This window comes from uncultured Maricaulis sp., from assembly GCF_963975345.1.
Taxonomy (GTDB): domain Bacteria; phylum Pseudomonadota; class Alphaproteobacteria; order Caulobacterales; family Maricaulaceae; genus Maricaulis.
In genome coordinates, this window is record NZ_CAXBGE010000009.1 from 132667 (window position 1) to 150708 (window position 18042).

Here is an 18042-nt window from a genome sequence, read left to right on the forward strand (position 1 = left end):
GGACGCTATGACCGACGCCTTCGAATATACACCGCGGTTCAAAGACATCCGCATCAAGCCGCCCAAGGACAAGCCTTCGGCCGAGGAACGTGTGTGTGAATGGCCCGGTTGCCGCAGCCATGGCAATAGCCGGGCGCCGAAATCGAACGATCAACTCAGCGATTTCTACTGGTTCTGCCAGAGCCACGCCTCGGAATACAACAAGTCGTGGAATTTCTTCGAAGGCATGAGCGAGAGCGCGGCGCAGGCCTATCGCGAATCCTCATCCTATGGTCACCGTCCGACCTGGGGCTGGCGCAATTCGACCAGCTCGCGTCACAAGGCCCAGCGCGCCAGCCGCGATTTCGCCGACGGTTTCAACGACACGATGGGGAATTTCGGCGACAAATCCAGGGCCCATGAAGACGGCCCGCGCGAAAAAACCATGGGCCGGCTGCAATCCAAGGCGCTGGAGACAATGGGCCTCAAGCCCGATGTTGATCCGTCAACGGTTCGCCGCCGCTATGCCGAACTGGTCAAACGCTTCCACCCCGACGCCAATGGCGGCGACCGCTCAAGCGAAGAACAGCTCGGGCGCGTGATTGCGTCCTATCAAATTCTCAAGGGCGTTGGGATGGCGTGATCGCTGATGGATTGTGACCTCACAATTCCCGATCTGCCCCCAGCGACCCGCTTTTCCCGCCTTGGCGATTCTCAAGCCGATTTCGACTTCTCGTTCGAGGTAAAACGGCAGGCCATCGGCCCCTATATCACCGCGAAATGGGGTTGGGACGAGAGCTGGCAGCGGGATTTTCACCGCCAGCGCTTTGCCGCTTTGCCCTTGTTCAAGATCGCCGAAAATAATGCCCCGATCGGTACGATCGCGTTTTATCGCGAGCAAAGCTGGATCCGGATCGGCGAATTCTATCTCGCACCCGATGTCCAGAAACAGGGCCGCGGAACCGCCATCCTGCGCCACTGCCTGGCCATCGCGAAGCTTGAGGCCCGCCCGGTGCGGTTGGAATATCTCAAATGGAACCCGGTCGGCTCGCTTTACCGCCGCGAGGGCTTCGCCGAGATTGGCGAAAACGAGACGCACTTCTTTCTGGAGTGGCGCAACCCTAAAGGGGACAGGTATAATTAACGCGCAGCCTGTCCGGCCTGCCAGCAAAGGCGGCATCGTGCGAGCGCGTTAATTATACCTGTCCCCTTTAGCCCCCCATCTCACACCCTCCCTTGCCGCGCGCGGCGGGCTGGGATAGTCCGGGGGCACGATCCCGTGCGCCTTTGCAGTCCAGACGTCCCCAAACGAAAAGACCGGTTCCATGAGCGATGAATTCCCCGTGCCTGCCCCTGATGCCATTGCCGATAGCAAGGCCCTGTTCGGCTTCGATGCCGGCTTTGACGTGCCGATGTTTTCGCAGCCCGACGCGCATACGCCGAAGATTGATCCGGACTATGTGTTCGATCCGGCGACGACGCGGGCGATCCTGGCAGGCTTTGCCTTCAACCGGCGGGTGATGATCCAGGGCTATCACGGCACCGGCAAGTCGACCCATATCGAACAGGTCGCCGCGCGGCTCAACTGGCCGATGGTGCGGGTCAATCTCGACAGCCATATCTCGCGCATCGACATGGTCGGCAAGGACGCCATCGTGTTGAAGGACGGCAAGCAGGTCACCGAATTCCAGGAGGGCATCCTGCCCTGGGCGCTGCAGCGTCCGATCGCGCTATTGTTCGACGAATATGATGCCGGCCGTCCCGACGTGATGTTCGTGATCCAGCGCGTGCTCGAAGCCTCCGGTTCGCTCACCCTGCTCGACCAGACCAAGGTGATCCGGCCCAACCCGTCCTTCCGCCTGTTCTCGACCACCAATACGATCGGGCTCGGCGATACCACCGGCCTCTATCACGGCACCCAGCAGATCAATCAGGGCCAGATGGACCGCTGGTCTATCGTCTCGACGCTGAACTATCTGCCGACCGCAACCGAGAACGCCATCGTGCTCGCCAAGATGAAGAATCTCGCCAAGACCGAGGCCGGCCGCAAACAGGTCGCCGACATGGTCAAGCTGGCCGATCTGACGCGCGAAGCTTTCGTCAATGGCGACATCTCAACCGTGATGAGCCCGCGCACCGTGCTGACCTGGGCGGAGAACGACGCGATTTTCCACGATCTCGGCCACTCCTTCCGCCTGACCTTCCTCAATAAATGCGACGAGCTGGAACGCCCGACGATTGCGGAAATGTATCAGCGCGTGTTCGGGACGGATCTGGCCGAAGCGCCGGTGAAGGCTGCGAGCGCAGTGGCCTAAGGGCACCTGCCCGGCGCTTCCCGCTCTGACGGGGTGATGTCTTCACTTCGTCTGCGGTGACGCGCCGTTTGAGCCCCAGCGACGCGCCGGCTTCGCGCGCGCAGAATCAGCCATTTTCCAACCTCACAACAGCGTGATGATTCAGGTTCCGATTTGTCTTGCTCCTGTAGTTACTACAGGGCGTAGGTTTAAAAAAACGGAGATGGACCTGAAAGCTGATGGCTGAAATTGATCAAGACACATTGACGAAACCGGGCGACCGGCAATCCGGACGCCTGCTGGCAACCGGTGGTATTCTCGGCGCCGTCCTGGCGTCGTCCTGCTGCATTCTGCCCCTTATCCTGGTGCTCACAGGTGTGAGCGGTGCCTGGATCGGATCGCTCACAGCGCTTGAACCCTACAAGCCCTATTTCATCCTGGTCACCCTCGCGATGATCGGGGTCGGGTTCTGGCATGTTTACTTCAAACCCCAACCAGCCTGTGAACCGGGTTCGGCTTGCGCCCGGCCGGAATCCCGGCTGGTCACAAAAACCGCCCTATGGGCCGGACTGGCGATTGTCCTGCTAGCCGCGACCATCGATCTCTGGGCTCCGCTTTTTTACTAACAACCGAGTTTTCATCAGGAGAAAGACCATGAATAACATCACGAAATCGATATTGGCAGCCAGCCTCGTCGCCGTCGCTGGATTCGGTCTTGCTGCGTATAATTCCGCGCCGGTCGAAGCCAATAGCGTGGCCGCCGCCGAGCAGACCCAAACCGCCACCTTCGCGATCGACGGCATGACCTGCGCGATGTGTCCGATCACGGTGCGCACCGCGATGAGCCGTGTGGACGGTGTCGAGTCGGTCGATATCGACTTTGAGGCCAAGACCGCCACGGTGAATTTCAACCCGGCCGTCACGACGACCGACGCGATTGGTCAAGCCTCCAACGATGCCGGGTATCCGGCCCACGTTTCGGACACGCCAGGTGCCGATCACCCATAAGGGCCAGAAGACCCCTGAAGGCCAGAACACCAGGGCCTGCCCCAATTTGCCTGATAAACGGAGACAATCCCGATGAAAGACAGCACCCGAAACGGCGCCAATGACGCATTTGATATCCTGGTCTTAGGTGCCGGATCGGCCGGGTTTTCGGCCGCGATTACAGCGGCCGAAGGCGGTGCCCGCGTGGCGCTGATCGGACATGGTCTCATCGGTGGAACCTGCGTCAATATTGGCTGTGTCCCGTCGAAAGCCCTGATCCGGGCGATGGAGGCCGTTCATAGCGGGCCCGCCGCCCGGCGTTTTTCCGGCATTTCCGTGACATCCCGTATCGATGACTGGACGGCCGTGCAGGCGCAGAAGGCACAGTTGGTGTCTGGCCTTCGAAACAAGAAATACGAAGCCCTGCTGCCCGAATATGATGGCCTGACCTATATCGAGGCTGCGGGCCCGGCCAAGCTTGTCGAGGGTGGGGTCGCATTTGATGGCCGCACCATCCGTGCCCCGAAAACCATCATCACCACGGGTTCGTCTGCCGCCATGCCGCCCATCCCGGGCATCGAGTCGATCGAGAAACTCGACTCGACCAGCGCACTGGAACTGCAGGACCTGCCTGAATCGCTGCTGGTCATCGGCGGCGGCGTCATTGGATGCGAGCTGGGGCAGATGTTTGCTCGTGCCGGGGTCAAGGTCACGATTTGCTGTCGTACCCAATTGCTGCCCGACGCCGGACCTGAAATCAGCGACGCGCTGAAAGCGTCCTTCGAAGCCGAAGGTCTGACGATCTGCTCCGGGATCAGCTATCAGAGCATTGAGCAGACCGCAGCCGGCATTCAACTGCACTGCCAATCCGAAACAGAACGCCGCCTCATCACCGCCGAGCGTGTGCTCGTGGCAACCGGGCGCAGCCCCAATACCGCCGATCTCGATGCCGGTGCCGTCGGCGTCAAACTCGACGCACGCGGCGGCATAATCGTCGACGGACAGATGCGCACCAGCAATCCGTCCATCTATGCGGCGGGCGATGTCACCGGACGCGACCAGTTTGTCTATATGGCCGCCTACGGTGCCAAGCTGGCGGCCAATCATGCAGCCGGCCGGCCGGTCGACGCCTATGATAATAGCGCCATGCCCTGGGTGGTCTTCTCCGACCCGCAAGTTGCCGGGGTCGGACTGACGGCCGCAGCGGCCCGTGATGCCGGATATGACGTCATGGAATCGATCGCACCACTCAATCAACTGCCCCGCGCCCTGGCGGCGGCCGATACCCGCGGCCTGATCAAACTGATCGCCGACCGAAAGACCGACAAACTGCTCGGCGCACAACTGATGGCGCCCGAAGGTGCCGACACGATCCAGACCATGGTGATGGCGCTCAAATTCGGCATGACCACCAAGCAGCTTGGAGCGATGATCTTCCCCTATCTCACCACGGTGGAAGGTCTCAAACTCGCCGCGCAAGGCTTCAACAAGGATATCGCGAAACTCTCCTGTTGCGCTGGCTAACCCGGCGTGCAGCGGCGGGACGGACCTGGCGGAAGCGCCGCTGAAGCAAGCGAGCGCGGTGGCCCAGGCAGGAGCCACTCCGACCGCTTGACCCCCACGGCGCCAGCCCGGACTATGTCCGGGAAAATCTGGGGGAACGGGCATGATCAAGACAATGGCATTATGTGCGCTGGCAACGACGAGCCTCGCGGCACCGGCACTGGCCTGCCAGCCACCACCACCGCGCGGTTTCGAACAAAACCTCGCCGCCTCGGCCGCGCCGCGCCTCTATGATTACCTGACCCGGTCAGCCTATGTGGAACTGGTCCGGCCCGTGGCATCGCGGCCGACCGAGCGATCGGGCATAGCCATGACGACCTACACAATGCAGGTCGATCAACGCCTGAAGGGCATGGGCGAGGACAGTTACGAGATCGGGGGTGCTGCGGGCGCGATCGCGGTCGAGCCGATCGAAGCGGACGGGACCGATTACGCCGCCGCCCACTCGCAAACCCTGTTCTGGGACGAATTCCCTGTCGGCACGCCAAGCACCGGTTTTCTCGGCCTGCCGACCTGCGCCAATTCCATGGCGCTGATCCTGGAGCAGACCTATCTGGTTTTCCGCACGGCCGAGGGCGGCGTCATCGCCATTGAACCTGTCGGGACCGAGGATCAATTGGTGCAGGGCGTACGCAATCTGATCGCCGAACCCGAAGCCAGGCGCCCGTGGGAAACCGGTTTGCGGGATTATCTCGTGCGTCACCGGCATCTGGACCGCGTCGAGATCACGCAATGCGGTGAGCGCTGGGACGAGATCGAAATCCGCAAGACCGGTGAGTATCAGCCCGGGCGCGGGCTGGTTGGCGAGCCGTCGGCCTGGGTCGAGGACGCTGGCGCGCGGCGCGGACTTACTTATGCGCGGGGCAGTGAGGAGCGCGGTGATTGCGAGGCCGGTCAGACCTTCCTCGTCACCCATGACCGCTACATCGCCAGCTATGGCGCCGGACGCATCCTCAGCTGGAATCTCGAGAGCTCATTTTTTGGTGCCTACCCAATTACCGAGGGGCAGGCCGATTTCACCACGACCTATTCGCAGATCGGCGTCACGGATGGCCGCGCTGTGGGTCTTGGCGAGCTTGAAAGCTGGTTCGCTGACGCACCCGCCATCCGCCCGGTCGATTAGCCGGGAGGCGGGGCCGCGATGCCGCTCAGCCCCAGCATCAGCACCGCCGCATCCATCGGCGAAGGCACAAAACCATGCCGCCGGTAAAACCCGGCCGCCTCATCATCGACGGCATGGACCAAGAGCGCCCTGATGCCCGCGATTTGAGACGCGCGCTGCGTGCGCAGCACCGCATCTTTCAGCAGGCCGCGACCGATGCCCTGTCCTTGCCAGCTTCGGTCCACAGCGAGCCGTGCCAGCAGCATCACCGGGATGGGTGTGGGCATATTGCGATGTAGTGGGCCCGGTGCGGCCAGGTGAGTCACCGCGCCAGTGGCGAGGCTATAATACCCAACCACTTGGCTGCCCTCGCAGACGACATAGGTGCGCGATGCGCCAGTGCTCTCGTTTTTCAGGGCGCGCTGCCGGAGCCAGGCATCCAGCGCCAGCTGGCCGCTATCGAACGCTTCAACGCGATCCCCCGGCTTGAGCGGCTGCGGCGGGCGCAGGCTCATTTTTCCCAAGGGGATTTCGAAGCCAGCAAGGCGTCGGCACCCTGCCCGACCGGTGCGTCAAGCTGGTGCTCGAAAGCTGCAAACTCACTTTCGCTGAGCTGAAACAGCCGCCGGTCGAGCAGGACGTCAGTCGCGGCCTTGCGGGCGCTGTCGAGCATGAATTCGGTGCGCGACTGGCCTTGAGCTGCGGCGGCCCGGTCGATCAACGCTTTCTGGTCAGCCGGTATGCGCAGATTGATGACATCGCGGCCGGGCGGATTGGAGCGGGCGGTGCCGGACATGGGTTTCACTTCTTCATAACGGGGCTTGGCAGCAGGGCCACGACACTACCCCTCCACGACCACAATGTATATACAGATATCAGGAATGGCGATGGACTGGTGTCTCGCATCCCCGAGCTCGCTGTACGAGACGATCTGGTTGCCCCGCTCCGCTAGCCATCGCTCCCCCCGGTGAGCGTCTCAAGCGCCAGCGCAACGCGACGCTCCAGCAGGGGCTTGTCTCCCTGCATGCCTTCACCCTCGGCATCGGCGATTTCAGTCGCGTCGAACGACCAACGACGCAGGATTTCGATCCTCTGCGCATCACTCAGTCCGGCCTGGGCGAGCACGTCTTCAGGGGTTTCGAAGGCCAGGGCCGGGTTGTCCAAGGCCTTGTTGTAATTGAATGGATCGCTCATTTCAGGCTCCTTCGCCATAAGGCGGGTTACGAGGCGGGCACGTGCGTGCCGACCCAAGCCCGGTCCATCATGAGACCACGCACCAGCCCGAACAGCAAACCGGGCGCAAAATGCCGCTCGCTGCCGCCAACAACACTCGCAATTTTCGTAAGACGAATTAGGTTGGGCACCATGAGTCAGCCGCCTCCCGATCCCGACGCCTTCCGGCGTGCGCTTGCCATCACGACGCGGGCGATTGCCGGCGACAAGGAGCTTGATGTCCGCTTCGGCGGCGAGATCGCCGGGCTCAATGGCGGGCGCATGGTATTGCCCAATCCGGGACCGCAGCCGACCACCAAGGCCGCCGCTGCCGTGCGCGGCCGCGCCGATGCGCTGGCGCTGCGGATCGCCCATCATAATGAGGCGGCGCACGCGAAAGCCTTGCCGCCGGGAGCAACGGCCCGGGCGATTTTTCATGCGGCCGAACAGGCGCGCGTCGAGGGGCTGGGTGCGCGTGAGATGCGCGGCATGGCCGCCAATCTCGATGCGGCCCTGATTGACCGTTGCCGTCAGAAGGGCTGGCAAAACGTCACCGAACGCGAAATGGCGCCGATGGAAGAGGCGCTGGCGATGCTGGTGCGCGAACGCATTGGCGGTCATCCCGCCCCCGCCGAGGCCGCCGGCCTGATGACGCTGTGGCGTGACCAATTGGAAGACAAGGCCGGCCGCTCGCTCGACGCGCTCGCGGTCAATGCCCGCGACCAGGCCGCCTTTGCCGACATGCTGCGCTCGGTGATCCGGGATCTCGACCTGTCCGACGAGCTCGGCGGCGATGCCGAAGACAGCGACAATCCCGACGACGAGGATGAAGGCGTCGACCGCGAACAAAAAACCGGTGAAGACCAAGACGAAGACGGACAGTCCGACGACAATCAGGACACACCCGATGCGGCCGGTTCCGCTGGCGATGACGACGAGAATAATGCCGACAGCGACGACGCCGATACGCGCGTCGATTCGATGGATGACGAGGGCGCATCCCAAAAGGCGATGCGGCCCAACTGGCGCCCCGGCGATGATGGCGACGCCAAGACCTACAAGGTGTTCACGCGCGAATTCGATGAGGTCATCCACGCCGTCGACCTGTGCGACGCCGACGAATTGAACCGCTTGCGCAAATATCTCGATGGCACGCTGAAAGGTCTCGACCAAGTCGTCGGCCGCCTCGCCAACCGGCTGCAGCGCCGCTTGATGGCCAAACAGGAACGGGCCTGGAAATTCGATCTCGAGGAAGGCGTTCTCGACGGCGCGCGGCTGGCCCGCGTGATCGCGGATCCCACCTTGCCCCTGTCCTACAAGGCCGAAAGCGAGACGCAATTCCGCGATACCATCGTCACCCTGCTGATCGACAATTCCGGATCAATGCGCGGTCGGCCGATCATGGTCGCGGCCGCTTGCGCCGATATTCTCGCGCGCACGCTGGAGCGGTGCGGCGTCAAAACCGAAGTGCTCGGCTTTACGACCAAGGCCTGGAAGGGCGGAAAGTCAAAGGAGAAATGGCTCGCCGAGGGCAAGCTGCCACAGCCGGGCCGGCTCAATGATCTGCGCCATATCATCTACAAGGCCGCCGACACGCCCTGGCGGCGTGCCCGGGTCAATCTGGGCTTGATGATGCGCGAAGGCCTGCTCAAGGAAAACATCGATGGCGAGGCCCTGCTCTGGGCCTGGAAACGCCTCGCTGCCCGCAGCGAGCAACGCCGCATTCTGATGGTGATCAGCGATGGCGCACCGGTTGATGACGGCACTCAGTCCGCCAATTCAGCCGGTTACCTCGAGCGACATCTGCGCGAGACGATTGCCCTGATCGAAGATCGCTCGGACGTACAATTGCTCGCCATCGGCATTGGCCATGACGTCACGCGCTGGTATCGTCAGGCCGTAACGATCAATGATGTCGACCAGCTCGGCGGCGCGATGACCGATCAACTCGCTGCTCTGTTCGACGAAGACGGGCCGACCAAGTCCAGTTATACCAACGGTCGTGCGGCCTCGCCGACATCGACCATGAAACGCGCTGACACTGCCGATATGGGTGCAAGGCGCTAACGGGGATACCGCCATGACACGCTACGCCTTGCTGCTCGCGACTCTTTTGGCCACCGCCTGTTCCCCGTCCGCAGCACCGCCGCCAGCGGTGCCCGGGAGCCTCGCGACGGTTGAAGCCGTCTCGCTCTTTCCCGATTCGCCGCAGAGGCACCGGCTGGGCCAGCTCGACTGGCGTGGCGGCATCGAGATTACGTCAGCGGATGAACGCCTTGGCGGCCTGTCCGCGCTGGAAGTCTCCGCTGATGGCGAGCGGTTGTTGGCGGTCTCCGATAGCGCTTGGTGGGTCACGACGCATTTGCGCTGGTCCGCGCGCGGCGAACTGGTCGAGGTCGGCAATCTTGTTATCGCGCCCCTGCTCGACGCGGCCGGCAATCATCTCGAGGGCGAGGCCGCTGATAGCGAAGGTCTCGCCGATCTCGGCGATGGGCGTTACGCCGTCAGCTTCGAGCGCGAACACCGGATCGATTGCTATATGATCGGTGAGGACTGGAGCGGAATCGGTCAGTCCCGTCCCACCCCGATGGATATGCCACCAACCTCCGCACCGATCCCGCACAATGGTGGCATGGAAGCCATCACCCTGCTCGATGACGGCACCCTGCTGGTCGGCATTGAGTGGCCGTTTTCCACTGACACGCTCTATGATCTCTGGCACCAAACAGCAGGCGCCTGGCGGCTCTCGACCATGAGCGCCCCGGCCGACCATGGGCTGACCAGCATGACTGTGATCGACGGTCAGATCTATGCGCTGGAGCGCTTTTGGACGCCCGATGCCGGTAACCGCGTGCGCGTCATCCGCTTTGCGGAAACTGCCCTGGACACCGGTCAAACCATCGAGCCGGAATTGCTCGCCGAGTTTGACGCGACCACGACGATCGACAATTTCGAGGGCATCACCGCCTTCCATCGCGACGGCGAAACCATCCTGCTGATCGTCTCGGACGATAATTACAGCGAGACGCAGCGCACGCTGCTCATGGCGTTCTCGGTTACCGGCTAGCCTTCATCGCTTTGATGAAAGGCGTCGGGGGCTTCAAACGCCACTTCGCCGTCGACCACGGTCATCCAGGGCTCGACGGTGAGGATGTCCGCTTCGGGAATTGTCATGATGTCGGCCGAGAAAATGGTCAGATCAGCGATTCGGCCCTCCTGGATCGTGCCGAGCTCATCCTCGCGGAAAGAGGCATAGGCCGGCCAAGCGGTGAAGAGCTTGAGCGCATCCTCGCGCGACAGCGCTTCCTCCGGATGCCAGTCATCGCCCTGAAAGCCATCAAGCGCAGCGCGTGCGGTGGCGGCATAGAATTCGATCCGCGGATCGCCCTGCTCGACCGGAGCATCGGTGCCGCCGGTGATGTGGGCGCCGGCATCGAGCAGGCTCTGCCAGGCATAGGCACCCTCCAGACGCACTTCACCCAGCCGGGCCGGTGCGAAATAAAGATCACCAATCGCGTGCGAGGGCTGCATCGAAGCGATAACACCGAGCTCGGCAAAGCGCGGGATATCGTCCGGATTGATGATCTGGCTGTGCTCATCGCGCCAGCGATGCTCGGGCAGGGCCCGTTCTTCCGGCGGCACGGCGGCGAGCGCTTCCTCGACCCAGTCGAGCAGGACCCGGTTTCCACGATCACCGATCGCATGCACATTGATCTGGACCCCGGAACGCAGGGCTTCGGTCATGACACCCAGCATCTCATCGCCCTCGGGGAAGAGCAGGCCGGAGCTTTCGGGGCGGTCGGAATAAGGTTCCAGCAGCGCCGCGCCACGCGAGCCCAGCGCGCCATCCATATACATTTTGACCGCACGCGTGATGACGCGGCCATTGGCGGCGATACGCGGCGTCTGGGTGGCAAGCCAGGCATAACCATCCGGATTGATCGAGATGTAGTCGCGGATCGGTAATCGACCGGCTTCGGCGAGCCCCTCGATCATTTCGACATCCTGATAGGGCACCGACATGTCGTGTGCCCCGGTCCAGCCACGGCTGGCCATCACTTGCGCACCCTGGGCATAGATATCCGCGCGCACATCGCCCGTTGGCTGTTCGACCAGCGCCCTGACGGCACCTTGGGCCGCGTCAATCAGCATGCCATCGGGCTCGCCATCGGCTTCGCGCAGGATCTCGCCGCCATCGGGCGCGACACTGTCGAGGCCAATGCCCGCCTGTTGCAGTGCCAGCGTGTTGGCGACCGAGGCATGGCCATCGGCGCGGGTCAGGATCACGACATGGTCCGGTGCCACGACGTCGAGATCATGGCGATTGGGGAAGCGGCCTTCGGGCCAATGGGTTTCGATCCAGCCACGGCCAAAGAGCACGCTGCCCGGATCAAGCTCTGCGGCTGCGGCAGCGATTCGCGCCTGCAGATCGGCAATCGAGGTCACATCGTCCAGATTGAGCGTGCGCTCGCGGGCACCGACGCCGAGTACATGCACATGGCTGTCGGTGAAGCCGGGATACATCGCGCCGCCATTGAGGTCGATCGTCCGGGTTTGCGGCCCGATCCAGATCCTGGCACCAGCTTGCGGCCCGGCGAAAACAATGCGGCCGCCCTGCACTGCAACGGCCTGGACGGTCGGTTGGTTGTCATTGGCGGTGTGGATGCTGCCGCCCCAGAAGACGAGATCGGCGGCCGGCATGGCGCCATCGTCTGCGAAATCGAGCGTGGCCTCGTCGTTCGCTGGCGCAGCGGCCTCGTCAGACGGTACGCCGCAAGCGGCCAGCGCCCACAGACAAAATGGAAGAATGAATTTCATCGCGCGCATGACCGCCTCCCCGCTTCAAGACGGGCAAACTATCCTCGCGACGCGCATACGACAACGCCCGCTGCAGACAGCGGGCGTTGGCAGAATAACGATCAGAGCCGAATCAGGCTGCGGCAACCGCCTCGGGTGCAGCAGAGGCCTTTTTCAGTGCGCGTTTGATCTTCAGGGCACGATCTGACAATTTCTCGTCACGAGCCTTGAGCAGGAAGGCATCGAGCCCACCGATATGATCAACGCTGCGCAGCGCCTTGGCGGCAATGCGGAGCTTGAAACTGCGGCCCAGCTTCTCGGAAGCCAGGGTCACATCGCACAAATTCGGCAGAAAGCGACGGCGGGACCTGTTCATGGCGTGGGAAACATTATTCCCGGACATGACACCCGTACCAGTCAGTTCGCAGCGACGCGCCATAGTCGCACCTTTCCAAAATAAAAACTTTCGCTCGGGCCTTGCGACCAGAGTGGGAGCGGGCGAGATAGAGGAGGCGGCTCGCCTCGTCAAGCTTGCGGCGTTCATCTTGCAGTGGGTTTGGGTATATTATTGCAGTATGAGGCCGTCAATCTGGACCCGACGGTCCGGCAAAGGGAGTACAGGGCGTGAAACAAGTGTGGTTAGCGGGCGCAGCAGCGCTGGGTCTGGTTCTGTCCGGCAGCGCCGGCAATGCAGAGGACGCAGTTGGCGCAGCGGCGACGGCCCACGCCCCCGGCACGCATGGCGTGACCGTGCAGTATTCCGGTTCGGTGCTGATCTTCCAGGTCGCCGATATCAGCATCAGCACTGAATATGCCGCCGACACCTATCAGGCTGCAGCCCGTTTCACCGCCGCCGGCCTGGCGGCGCTATTCACCGATGCCGACATCGAAGCCGGTGTCAGCGGTTATCGCGATGGCGCGCAATTGCAGCCTTATCGCTATAGCCATCTCAATCATGCCAGTTCGAAGAATCGCATTGTCGGAATCGACTTCCCCGACGGCGTCGCCATGCCCGACGTCAATCCGCCCTTCGGCAATATGGGCGAACCCGCCGCGAGTGACGCCGACCGCGCTGGCGCCCGCGACCCGATCTCGACCCTGCTGGCGATGGGGCTCGGCGCAGTCTCGTCCGGAAGTTCACGCTGTGATGGCCGCCTGCCGGTGTTCGACGGTCGTGCCCGCTATAATCTTCGCTTCGAGGATGGGGGCCACAAACAGGTCCGCACCCGCGCCTGGAGCGGCGAGGCCCTGATCTGCCGCGCCTATTACGAGCCGATCTCGGGCTATGAGGCCGACGAATTCCCGACCGCCGACGATATCGCCGACCCGATTGATTTCTGGCTCGCGCCAATCAATGGCGGCGAATTCTATGTGCCGGTAAAAATCCGCACCAATGCGGGCTTCGGCGGCGTCACCGTCTCGGCCCGCTCAATCGAAACCTTCTGACCGCACGCCCCCCTCGCCCCCTCTCGCCGGGTGTCCTAGACTTTGGCGACTCGTAACGGGAGAGCGGCGTGACGGCGCATCGCGATACCGACGGCCAGATAACTGCGGCCCTCGGACCGACCAATACCGGCAAGACGCATCTGGCGGTCGAGCGCATGCTGGGCCGGTCGTCGGGCATGATCGGCCTGCCTTTGCGCCTGCTGGCGCGCGAGGTCTATGACCGCGTCGTCCGCGCCAAGGGGGCTGCCGCCGTCGCGCTGGTGACGGGCGAAGAGAAGATCGTGCCGAAATCGGCGCGCTATTTCATCTGCACCGCCGAAGCGATGCCGCTCAATCTCGATGTCGCCTTCGTGGCGATAGACGAGGTCCAACTCGCCGCCGATCCGGAACGCGGCCATGTCTTCACCGACCGCATGCTGTATTGCCGCGGCAGCCAGGAGACGATGCTGCTCGGCGCAGCGACGATGGGGCCGCTGATCCGCGAACTGATCCCCTCGGCGCATATCGCAACGCGCGAACGCTTCTCCCAACTCAGCCATACCGGCCCGGCCAAGCTGACGCGCCTGCCGCGGCGCTCGGCGATCGTCGCCTTCTCGGCCGAGTCCGTTTACGCCATTGCCGAGCTGATGCGGCGGCGGCGCGGCGGTGCGGCGGTGGTGATGGGCGGTCTGTCGCCGCGCACGCGCAATGCCCAGGTTGAACTCTACCAGTCGGGCGAAGTGGACTTCCTCGTCGCCACCGACGCCATCGGCATGGGGCTCAACATGGATGTCGACCATGTTGCCTTCGCCGAGAGCCGCAAGTTTGACGGCCGCAAGCGCCGCCGCCTCAGCGCGGCCGAACTGGCCCAGATCGCCGGCCGCGCCGGACGTTTTCGCAATGATGGCACATTCGGTGAGACCGCCGATTGCGGCCCCTTCGATCCTGATCTGGTGCGGCGGATCGAGAATCATCAATTCGCGCCGGTCACCAAGCTGCAGTGGCGCAATCCCGATCTCGATGAGCGCTCGCTCGACGCCCTGCTCGATTCGCTCGCCGAGGCGCCCGACCATCCGGCGCTGGAGCGGGCGCGTGAAGCGATTGACGAGCGCACCCTGGCCCTCCTCGCTGCCGACCCGCAAATCCGCGACCGCACCGCCTCCATGGCCGGTGTGCGGCGGTTGTGGGATGCCTGCCGCCTGCCCGATTTTCGCAAGGCGACGATTGACGCCCATGCCAACCTGGTGCGGACCGTCTTCCTGCATCTGACCGGCCCCACCGGCCATTTGCCCGATGACTGGCTCAACGGCCATTTGCAACGCCTCGACCGCACCGATGGCGAGGTCGACGTGCTCGCCGCCCGCCTGACCCAGGTCAGAACCTGGGCCTATGCCGCCCACCGTCCGGACTGGACGGCTGATCCGGAGCATTGGCAGGAACGCACCCGAGAAATCGAGGACGCCCTGTCCGACGCCCTGCACGAAAAGCTGATGCAGCGCTTTGTCGACCGCCGCACCGGCGCGTTGATGAAGGGGCTGCGCGATGAGCGTGAATTATTGGCTGGCGTCTCGCCGGAGGGCGAGATCACCGTCGAGGGCCATTATGTCGGCCGTCTGGCCGGTCTGACCTTCAAGCCCGACGCCCAGGGCCGCGAACTGGCAGCACGGGCGCTGCGCTCGGCGGCGATCGAGGCGCTGCGGCCCGAGGTCAATCGTCGGCTCGGCGCACTGGCCCGCGTCGCGATTGCAGACATTACGCTGGGCGAAGACGGCAGTATTACCTGGCTCGGCGAGCCGATTGCCCGGCTCACTGCCGGTCCCACCGCACTGCGGCCTGCCGTGACCCTGATCGGGGCCGAGATTGGGGCGCCGGAAGCGCGCGCCCGCGCCCGCTCCCATCTGGAAAGCCTGGTCAGCCAGCTGGCGCAGACCCGGCTGGCACCGCTGCTCAAACTGCGCGACGGCGCCAATGGCGACAGTCTGGCGGGTCTGGCCAGCGGGATTGCCTGGCGCCTGTTCGAAGCCGGCGGCGCCCTGCCCCGTACCGAGGCCGGCGAGGAGATCCAGGCGCTGTCCCCGGCGGAGCGCCGCACCTTGCGCGCGTTGGGCGTGCAGATCGGCGAGCACATGATCTATGTCCCGGCGCTGATCAAACCGGCGGCCGCCCGGCTCAACGCCCTGCTGCGCGCCATCCACGCCGGCGATACTCGTCCCGCGTGGCGGCCAGCACCGGGGCTGACCTCGCTGCCGCGCGATACCGGCCGCTCAGCCAGCGATCATATCGCCATCGGATACCAGCCCTGCGGCCCGCGCGCCGTGCGCTTCGATATCCTCGAACGCTTGGCTGATATCATTCGCGACGCCCGTACCGCCCAAGGCAAGGGACAGTTCACGCTGAGCCCGGCGATGACGGCCCTGCTTGGCTGCAATCTCGAAGATTTGCGCAGTATTCTCGGAGCGCTCGACTATCGACGTTTGCAGAAGGGCAAGGCGCCGGATCCGGCAGCTGAGGAAGTCTGGGTACGGCGTCGCCGCAAGCCGAGCCGGCCTATGCCGGTCGCGGTTCCGGCTGTGGCTGATGCCGGGCATCCCTTCTCGGCTCTGGCCGAACTGAAGTTTGCACCGACGCCAGCGAAGCGCCCGGTCGCGCAAACCACAAACCGGCGCAAGCGGCGGCGGCCGCCACGACAAAAGGCTGGCACATGACGGCTGAGACGGACGAGCAACGGATCGATCTGTGGCTGTGGCATGCCCGCATCTACAAGACGCGCAGCCTGGCGACGGCGATGGTCGCCAAGGGACGGATCCGGGTGACCGCCAATGGCTTGACCCGCCGGGTTTCGAAGCCGGCAACACGGGTGCGCGCAGGCGATACATTGACCCTGCTGCGAAACGGATCAATTGTCTGCCTGACCGTTCTGGCACTGGCGCCGCGCCGCGGCACGGCGTCGCAGGCCCAGGCGCTCTACCAAATACCGGACGAAGATCTGCCGGAAGCGAAAAATGCCGATGACCGCGTCAGCGCCCGATAGCCCGGAGCCCGCCCATGTTTGACAAGCTGAAACAGATGTTCGCGGGCAGCGCCGCTCCGTCGCGGCCGGAACTCGACGCGCACACCGCCGCCACGACGCTGCTGGTCGAGGCCGCGCTGGCTGACGGGATTTATGCGGATTGCGAACAGGACCAGATCAGGGAAATCCTCGCCGCAGCCTTCCTGCTTGAGCCTGATGCTGCGGAACGGATGCTCGATCAGGCCGAGGACTTGGCCGAGGCGGCGATCGACCATCACCGCTTCACCAAAGTGGTCAAGACCGGTTTGAGCGAACAGGCCCGGATCGCCTTGATCGAACAGATCTGGCTGGTCGCTCTGGCCGACGGCGAGAAATCTCCGTTCGAAGACGCCTTCGTGCGGCGGATTGCGCCGCTGCTCGGAATCGACGACCGCGAACGGGCGTTTGCCCGGGCCCGGGCGGAAGAGACGATCAGCAAGCGTTGACAAAACCGGGGCGGCAGCCCATGTCCGCCAAGCCCCGCCAATCCTCTGCATGACCGGTTACCATGACTTATATTGTCACTGACGCTTGCGTACGCTGCAAATACACAGATTGCGTCGAGGTTTGCCCCGTCGATTGCTTCTACGAGGGCGAGAATTTTCTCGTCATCCATCCCGACGAGTGCATCGATTGCGGCGTCTGCGAACCGGAATGCCCGGTCGAGGCGATCAAGCCCGACACCGAGGACGATCCGGACGGCAAATGGCTGGCGATCAATTCCAAGTTCGCCGAGAGCTGGCCCAATATCGCGGTGCGCAAGGATCCGCCCGCCGATGCCGACGCCATGGCGGAAGAATCCGGAAAGTACGAAAAATATTTTTCGGAAAAACCCGGCTCTGGCGACTGAATTCGTCCGTACACCGCGCTCTAGCGTTTGGATTTTGCACTATTTTGTGATATGTAAGTCACATTGATGGGCGGCGCGTCTGGCGCTGCCCGCTTTTCTGGATGGTGGATCACACACAATTTCGACGATCTCGGAGCCGGGCGGATGCCGGAACCACTTTGAGGCCGTTGGCGCATTCCTGTGTGTTACCCCTTGAAAAGCTTAGCGAGAGTGTATCAATGACGAAGAAAACCGCCAACGACAACAGATCTTTCAAACAAGGCGATTTCATTGTGTATCCGGCCCACGGTGTTGGCCAGGTATCCGGCGTTGAGAAGGATTCGGTCGCAGGTTTCGAAATCGAAGTTTACGTCGTGACCTTCGAACAGGACAAAATGACCTTGCGGGTACCGACCGCAAAAGCCGATGTTTCCGGCATGCGTCCGCTTTCCAGCGACCGTATCGTCAAGGATGCGCTGAAAACGCTCAAGGGCAAGGCCCGGGTCAAGCGCACCATGTGGAGCCGTCGTGCCCAGGAATACGAAGCCAAGATCAATTCCGGCGATCTGATCATGATTGCCGAAGTTGTTCGCGATCTGCACCGCGCCGAAGACCAGCCGGAACAGTCCTATTCGGAACGTCAGCTGTATGAATCCGCTGTCGACCGCATGGTTCGTGAACTGGCTGCCGTCGAGAATATCGAGCACGAAAAAGCACGCGATCTGCTCTCCGCCTCGCTGATCAAGAAAGCCGCCTAGGTTTTCAGCAAAAGTGGGAACCGGTTTTGCGGTTTGAAAATGCCGGC

At 63.1% G+C, this 18042-nt stretch carries 20 protein-coding genes; 15 read left to right on the forward strand and 5 right to left on the reverse strand.

Annotated features, from left to right (window positions below):
• Window positions 1–7: 7 nt before the first annotated feature.
• The 7 genes from AAC029_RS11210 to AAC029_RS11240 all read left to right on the forward strand — a co-directional run bounded on the left by AAC029_RS11210 (window position 8) and on the right by AAC029_RS11240 (window position 5946).
• A complete protein-coding gene (locus tag AAC029_RS11210) occupies window positions 8–622 on the forward strand; it encodes a J domain-containing protein (RefSeq protein WP_339747628.1) in 615 nt (204 codons plus the stop codon).
• A gap of 6 nt (window positions 623–628) precedes the next feature.
• Complete coding sequence (locus AAC029_RS11215) at window positions 629–1123, forward strand: GNAT family N-acetyltransferase (RefSeq protein ID WP_339747631.1); 495 nt, start codon at window positions 629–631, stop codon at window positions 1121–1123.
• Window positions 1124–1304: 181 nt separating this feature from the next.
• Complete coding sequence (cobS, locus tag AAC029_RS11220; RefSeq protein ID WP_339747634.1) at window positions 1305–2294, forward strand: cobaltochelatase subunit CobS; 990 nt, start codon at window positions 1305–1307, stop codon at window positions 2292–2294.
• A 218-nt stretch (window positions 2295–2512) separates the two neighbouring features.
• The gene (locus AAC029_RS11225) at window positions 2513–2899 is read left to right on the forward strand and encodes a mercuric transporter MerT family protein (protein ID WP_339747637.1); all 387 of its coding nucleotides are present in this window, start codon (window positions 2513–2515) and stop codon (window positions 2897–2899) included.
• A 28-nt stretch (window positions 2900–2927) separates the two neighbouring features.
• Entirely contained in the window at window positions 2928–3281 is a 354-nt protein-coding gene (locus tag AAC029_RS11230) for a cation transporter (RefSeq protein WP_339747640.1), read from the forward strand.
• Between the two features lie 72 nt (window positions 3282–3353).
• Window positions 3354–4784 carry a mercury(II) reductase gene (merA, locus tag AAC029_RS11235; protein WP_339747643.1) on the forward strand — a complete coding sequence of 477 codons (1431 nt, stop codon included), beginning with the start codon at window positions 3354–3356 and terminating at the stop codon, window positions 4782–4784.
• Between the two features lie 142 nt (window positions 4785–4926).
• The gene (locus AAC029_RS11240; protein WP_339747646.1) at window positions 4927–5946 is read left to right on the forward strand and encodes a hypothetical protein; all 1020 of its coding nucleotides are present in this window, start codon (window positions 4927–4929) and stop codon (window positions 5944–5946) included.
• On the opposite strand, the gene AAC029_RS11245 is transcribed toward AAC029_RS11240, so the two are convergent.
• The 3 genes from AAC029_RS11245 to AAC029_RS11255 all read right to left on the reverse strand — a co-directional run bounded on the left by AAC029_RS11245 (window position 5943) and on the right by AAC029_RS11255 (window position 7119).
• On the reverse strand, window positions 5943–6440 hold the full coding sequence (locus AAC029_RS11245) for a GNAT family N-acetyltransferase (protein WP_339747649.1): 498 nt from the start codon (window positions 6438–6440) through the stop codon (window positions 5943–5945). The genes AAC029_RS11240 and AAC029_RS11245 overlap by 4 nt on opposite strands.
• Window positions 6437–6721 (reverse strand): DUF1778 domain-containing protein, encoded by a 285-nt coding sequence (locus tag AAC029_RS11250; RefSeq protein ID WP_339747652.1) that lies wholly within the window; start codon window positions 6719–6721, stop codon window positions 6437–6439. The genes AAC029_RS11245 and AAC029_RS11250 overlap by 4 nt, the downstream gene beginning before the upstream one ends.
• A 152-nt stretch (window positions 6722–6873) precedes the next feature.
• A complete protein-coding gene (locus AAC029_RS11255; protein ID WP_339747655.1) occupies window positions 6874–7119 on the reverse strand; it encodes a hypothetical protein in 246 nt (81 codons plus the stop codon).
• Between the two features lie 171 nt (window positions 7120–7290).
• On the opposite strand from AAC029_RS11255, the gene cobT reads away from it, so the two are divergent.
• Together cobT and AAC029_RS11265 are read left to right on the forward strand one after the other, a co-directional pair.
• Window positions 7291–9204: a cobaltochelatase subunit CobT gene (gene cobT, locus AAC029_RS11260; RefSeq protein WP_339747658.1), complete on the forward strand. Its 1914-nt coding sequence runs from the start codon at window positions 7291–7293 to the stop codon at window positions 9202–9204.
• 13 nt (window positions 9205–9217) lie between these two features.
• Complete coding sequence (locus AAC029_RS11265) at window positions 9218–10204, forward strand: esterase-like activity of phytase family protein (protein ID WP_339747661.1); 987 nt, start codon at window positions 9218–9220, stop codon at window positions 10202–10204.
• On the opposite strand, the gene AAC029_RS11270 is transcribed toward AAC029_RS11265, so the two are convergent.
• Both AAC029_RS11270 and rpmB read right to left on the reverse strand, forming a co-directional pair.
• Entirely contained in the window at window positions 10201–11964 is a 1764-nt protein-coding gene (locus tag AAC029_RS11270; protein WP_339747664.1) for an amidohydrolase, read from the reverse strand. The genes AAC029_RS11265 and AAC029_RS11270 overlap by 4 nt on opposite strands.
• Window positions 11965–12067: 103 nt before the next feature.
• The gene (gene rpmB, locus AAC029_RS11275) at window positions 12068–12373 is read right to left on the reverse strand and encodes a 50S ribosomal protein L28 (protein ID WP_339747667.1); all 306 of its coding nucleotides are present in this window, start codon (window positions 12371–12373) and stop codon (window positions 12068–12070) included.
• A 185-nt stretch (window positions 12374–12558) separates the two neighbouring features.
• Here rpmB and AAC029_RS11280 point away from each other — a divergent pair, with 185 nt between their 5' ends.
• The 6 genes from AAC029_RS11280 to AAC029_RS11305 all read left to right on the forward strand — a co-directional run bounded on the left by AAC029_RS11280 (window position 12559) and on the right by AAC029_RS11305 (window position 17995).
• The gene (locus AAC029_RS11280) at window positions 12559–13380 is read left to right on the forward strand and encodes a DUF3108 domain-containing protein (RefSeq protein WP_339747670.1); all 822 of its coding nucleotides are present in this window, start codon (window positions 12559–12561) and stop codon (window positions 13378–13380) included.
• A gap of 68 nt (window positions 13381–13448) precedes the next feature.
• The gene (locus AAC029_RS11285; RefSeq protein WP_339747673.1) at window positions 13449–16064 is read left to right on the forward strand and encodes a DEAD/DEAH box helicase; all 2616 of its coding nucleotides are present in this window, start codon (window positions 13449–13451) and stop codon (window positions 16062–16064) included.
• Entirely contained in the window at window positions 16061–16390 is a 330-nt protein-coding gene (locus tag AAC029_RS11290; protein ID WP_339747676.1) for an RNA-binding S4 domain-containing protein, read from the forward strand. The genes AAC029_RS11285 and AAC029_RS11290 overlap by 4 nt, the downstream gene beginning before the upstream one ends.
• Window positions 16391–16404: 14 nt before the next feature.
• The gene (locus AAC029_RS11295) at window positions 16405–16854 is read left to right on the forward strand and encodes a TerB family tellurite resistance protein (RefSeq protein WP_339747679.1); all 450 of its coding nucleotides are present in this window, start codon (window positions 16405–16407) and stop codon (window positions 16852–16854) included.
• A gap of 62 nt (window positions 16855–16916) precedes the next feature.
• On the forward strand, window positions 16917–17258 hold the full coding sequence (gene fdxA / locus AAC029_RS11300; RefSeq protein ID WP_339747682.1) for a ferredoxin FdxA: 342 nt from the start codon (window positions 16917–16919) through the stop codon (window positions 17256–17258).
• A gap of 218 nt (window positions 17259–17476) precedes the next feature.
• Window positions 17477–17995: a CarD family transcriptional regulator gene (locus AAC029_RS11305; RefSeq protein WP_091766538.1), complete on the forward strand. Its 519-nt coding sequence runs from the start codon at window positions 17477–17479 to the stop codon at window positions 17993–17995.
• The last annotated feature ends 47 nt before the right edge of the window (window positions 17996–18042 follow it).

Coding starts and splice junctions, on each gene's coding strand:
- cobT (WP_339747658.1), top strand. CDS start 7,291: ATGAGTCAGCCGCCTCCCGATCCCGACGCCTTCCGGCGTGCGCTTGCC.
- AAC029_RS11305 (WP_091766538.1), top strand. CDS start 17,477: ATGACGAAGAAAACCGCCAACGACAACAGATCTTTCAAACAAGGCGAT.
- merA (WP_339747643.1), top strand. CDS start 3,354: ATGAAAGACAGCACCCGAAACGGCGCCAATGACGCATTTGATATCCTG.
- fdxA (WP_339747682.1), top strand. CDS start 16,917: ATGACTTATATTGTCACTGACGCTTGCGTACGCTGCAAATACACAGAT.
- AAC029_RS11290 (WP_339747676.1), top strand. CDS start 16,061: ATGACGGCTGAGACGGACGAGCAACGGATCGATCTGTGGCTGTGGCAT.
- AAC029_RS11210 (WP_339747628.1), top strand. CDS start 8: ATGACCGACGCCTTCGAATATACACCGCGGTTCAAAGACATCCGCATC.
- AAC029_RS11250 (WP_339747652.1), bottom strand. CDS start 6,721: ATGTCCGGCACCGCCCGCTCCAATCCGCCCGGCCGCGATGTCATCAAT.
- rpmB (WP_339747667.1), bottom strand. CDS start 12,373: ATGGCGCGTCGCTGCGAACTGACTGGTACGGGTGTCATGTCCGGGAAT.
- AAC029_RS11225 (WP_339747637.1), top strand. CDS start 2,513: ATGGCTGAAATTGATCAAGACACATTGACGAAACCGGGCGACCGGCAA.
- AAC029_RS11245 (WP_339747649.1), bottom strand. CDS start 6,440: ATGAGCCTGCGCCCGCCGCAGCCGCTCAAGCCGGGGGATCGCGTTGAA.
- cobS (WP_339747634.1), top strand. CDS start 1,305: ATGAGCGATGAATTCCCCGTGCCTGCCCCTGATGCCATTGCCGATAGC.
- AAC029_RS11295 (WP_339747679.1), top strand. CDS start 16,405: ATGTTTGACAAGCTGAAACAGATGTTCGCGGGCAGCGCCGCTCCGTCG.
- AAC029_RS11255 (WP_339747655.1), bottom strand. CDS start 7,119: ATGAGCGATCCATTCAATTACAACAAGGCCTTGGACAACCCGGCCCTG.
- AAC029_RS11270 (WP_339747664.1), bottom strand. CDS start 11,964: ATGCGCGCGATGAAATTCATTCTTCCATTTTGTCTGTGGGCGCTGGCC.
- AAC029_RS11215 (WP_339747631.1), top strand. CDS start 629: ATGGATTGTGACCTCACAATTCCCGATCTGCCCCCAGCGACCCGCTTT.
- AAC029_RS11240 (WP_339747646.1), top strand. CDS start 4,927: ATGATCAAGACAATGGCATTATGTGCGCTGGCAACGACGAGCCTCGCG.
- AAC029_RS11230 (WP_339747640.1), top strand. CDS start 2,928: ATGAATAACATCACGAAATCGATATTGGCAGCCAGCCTCGTCGCCGTC.
- AAC029_RS11265 (WP_339747661.1), top strand. CDS start 9,218: ATGACACGCTACGCCTTGCTGCTCGCGACTCTTTTGGCCACCGCCTGT.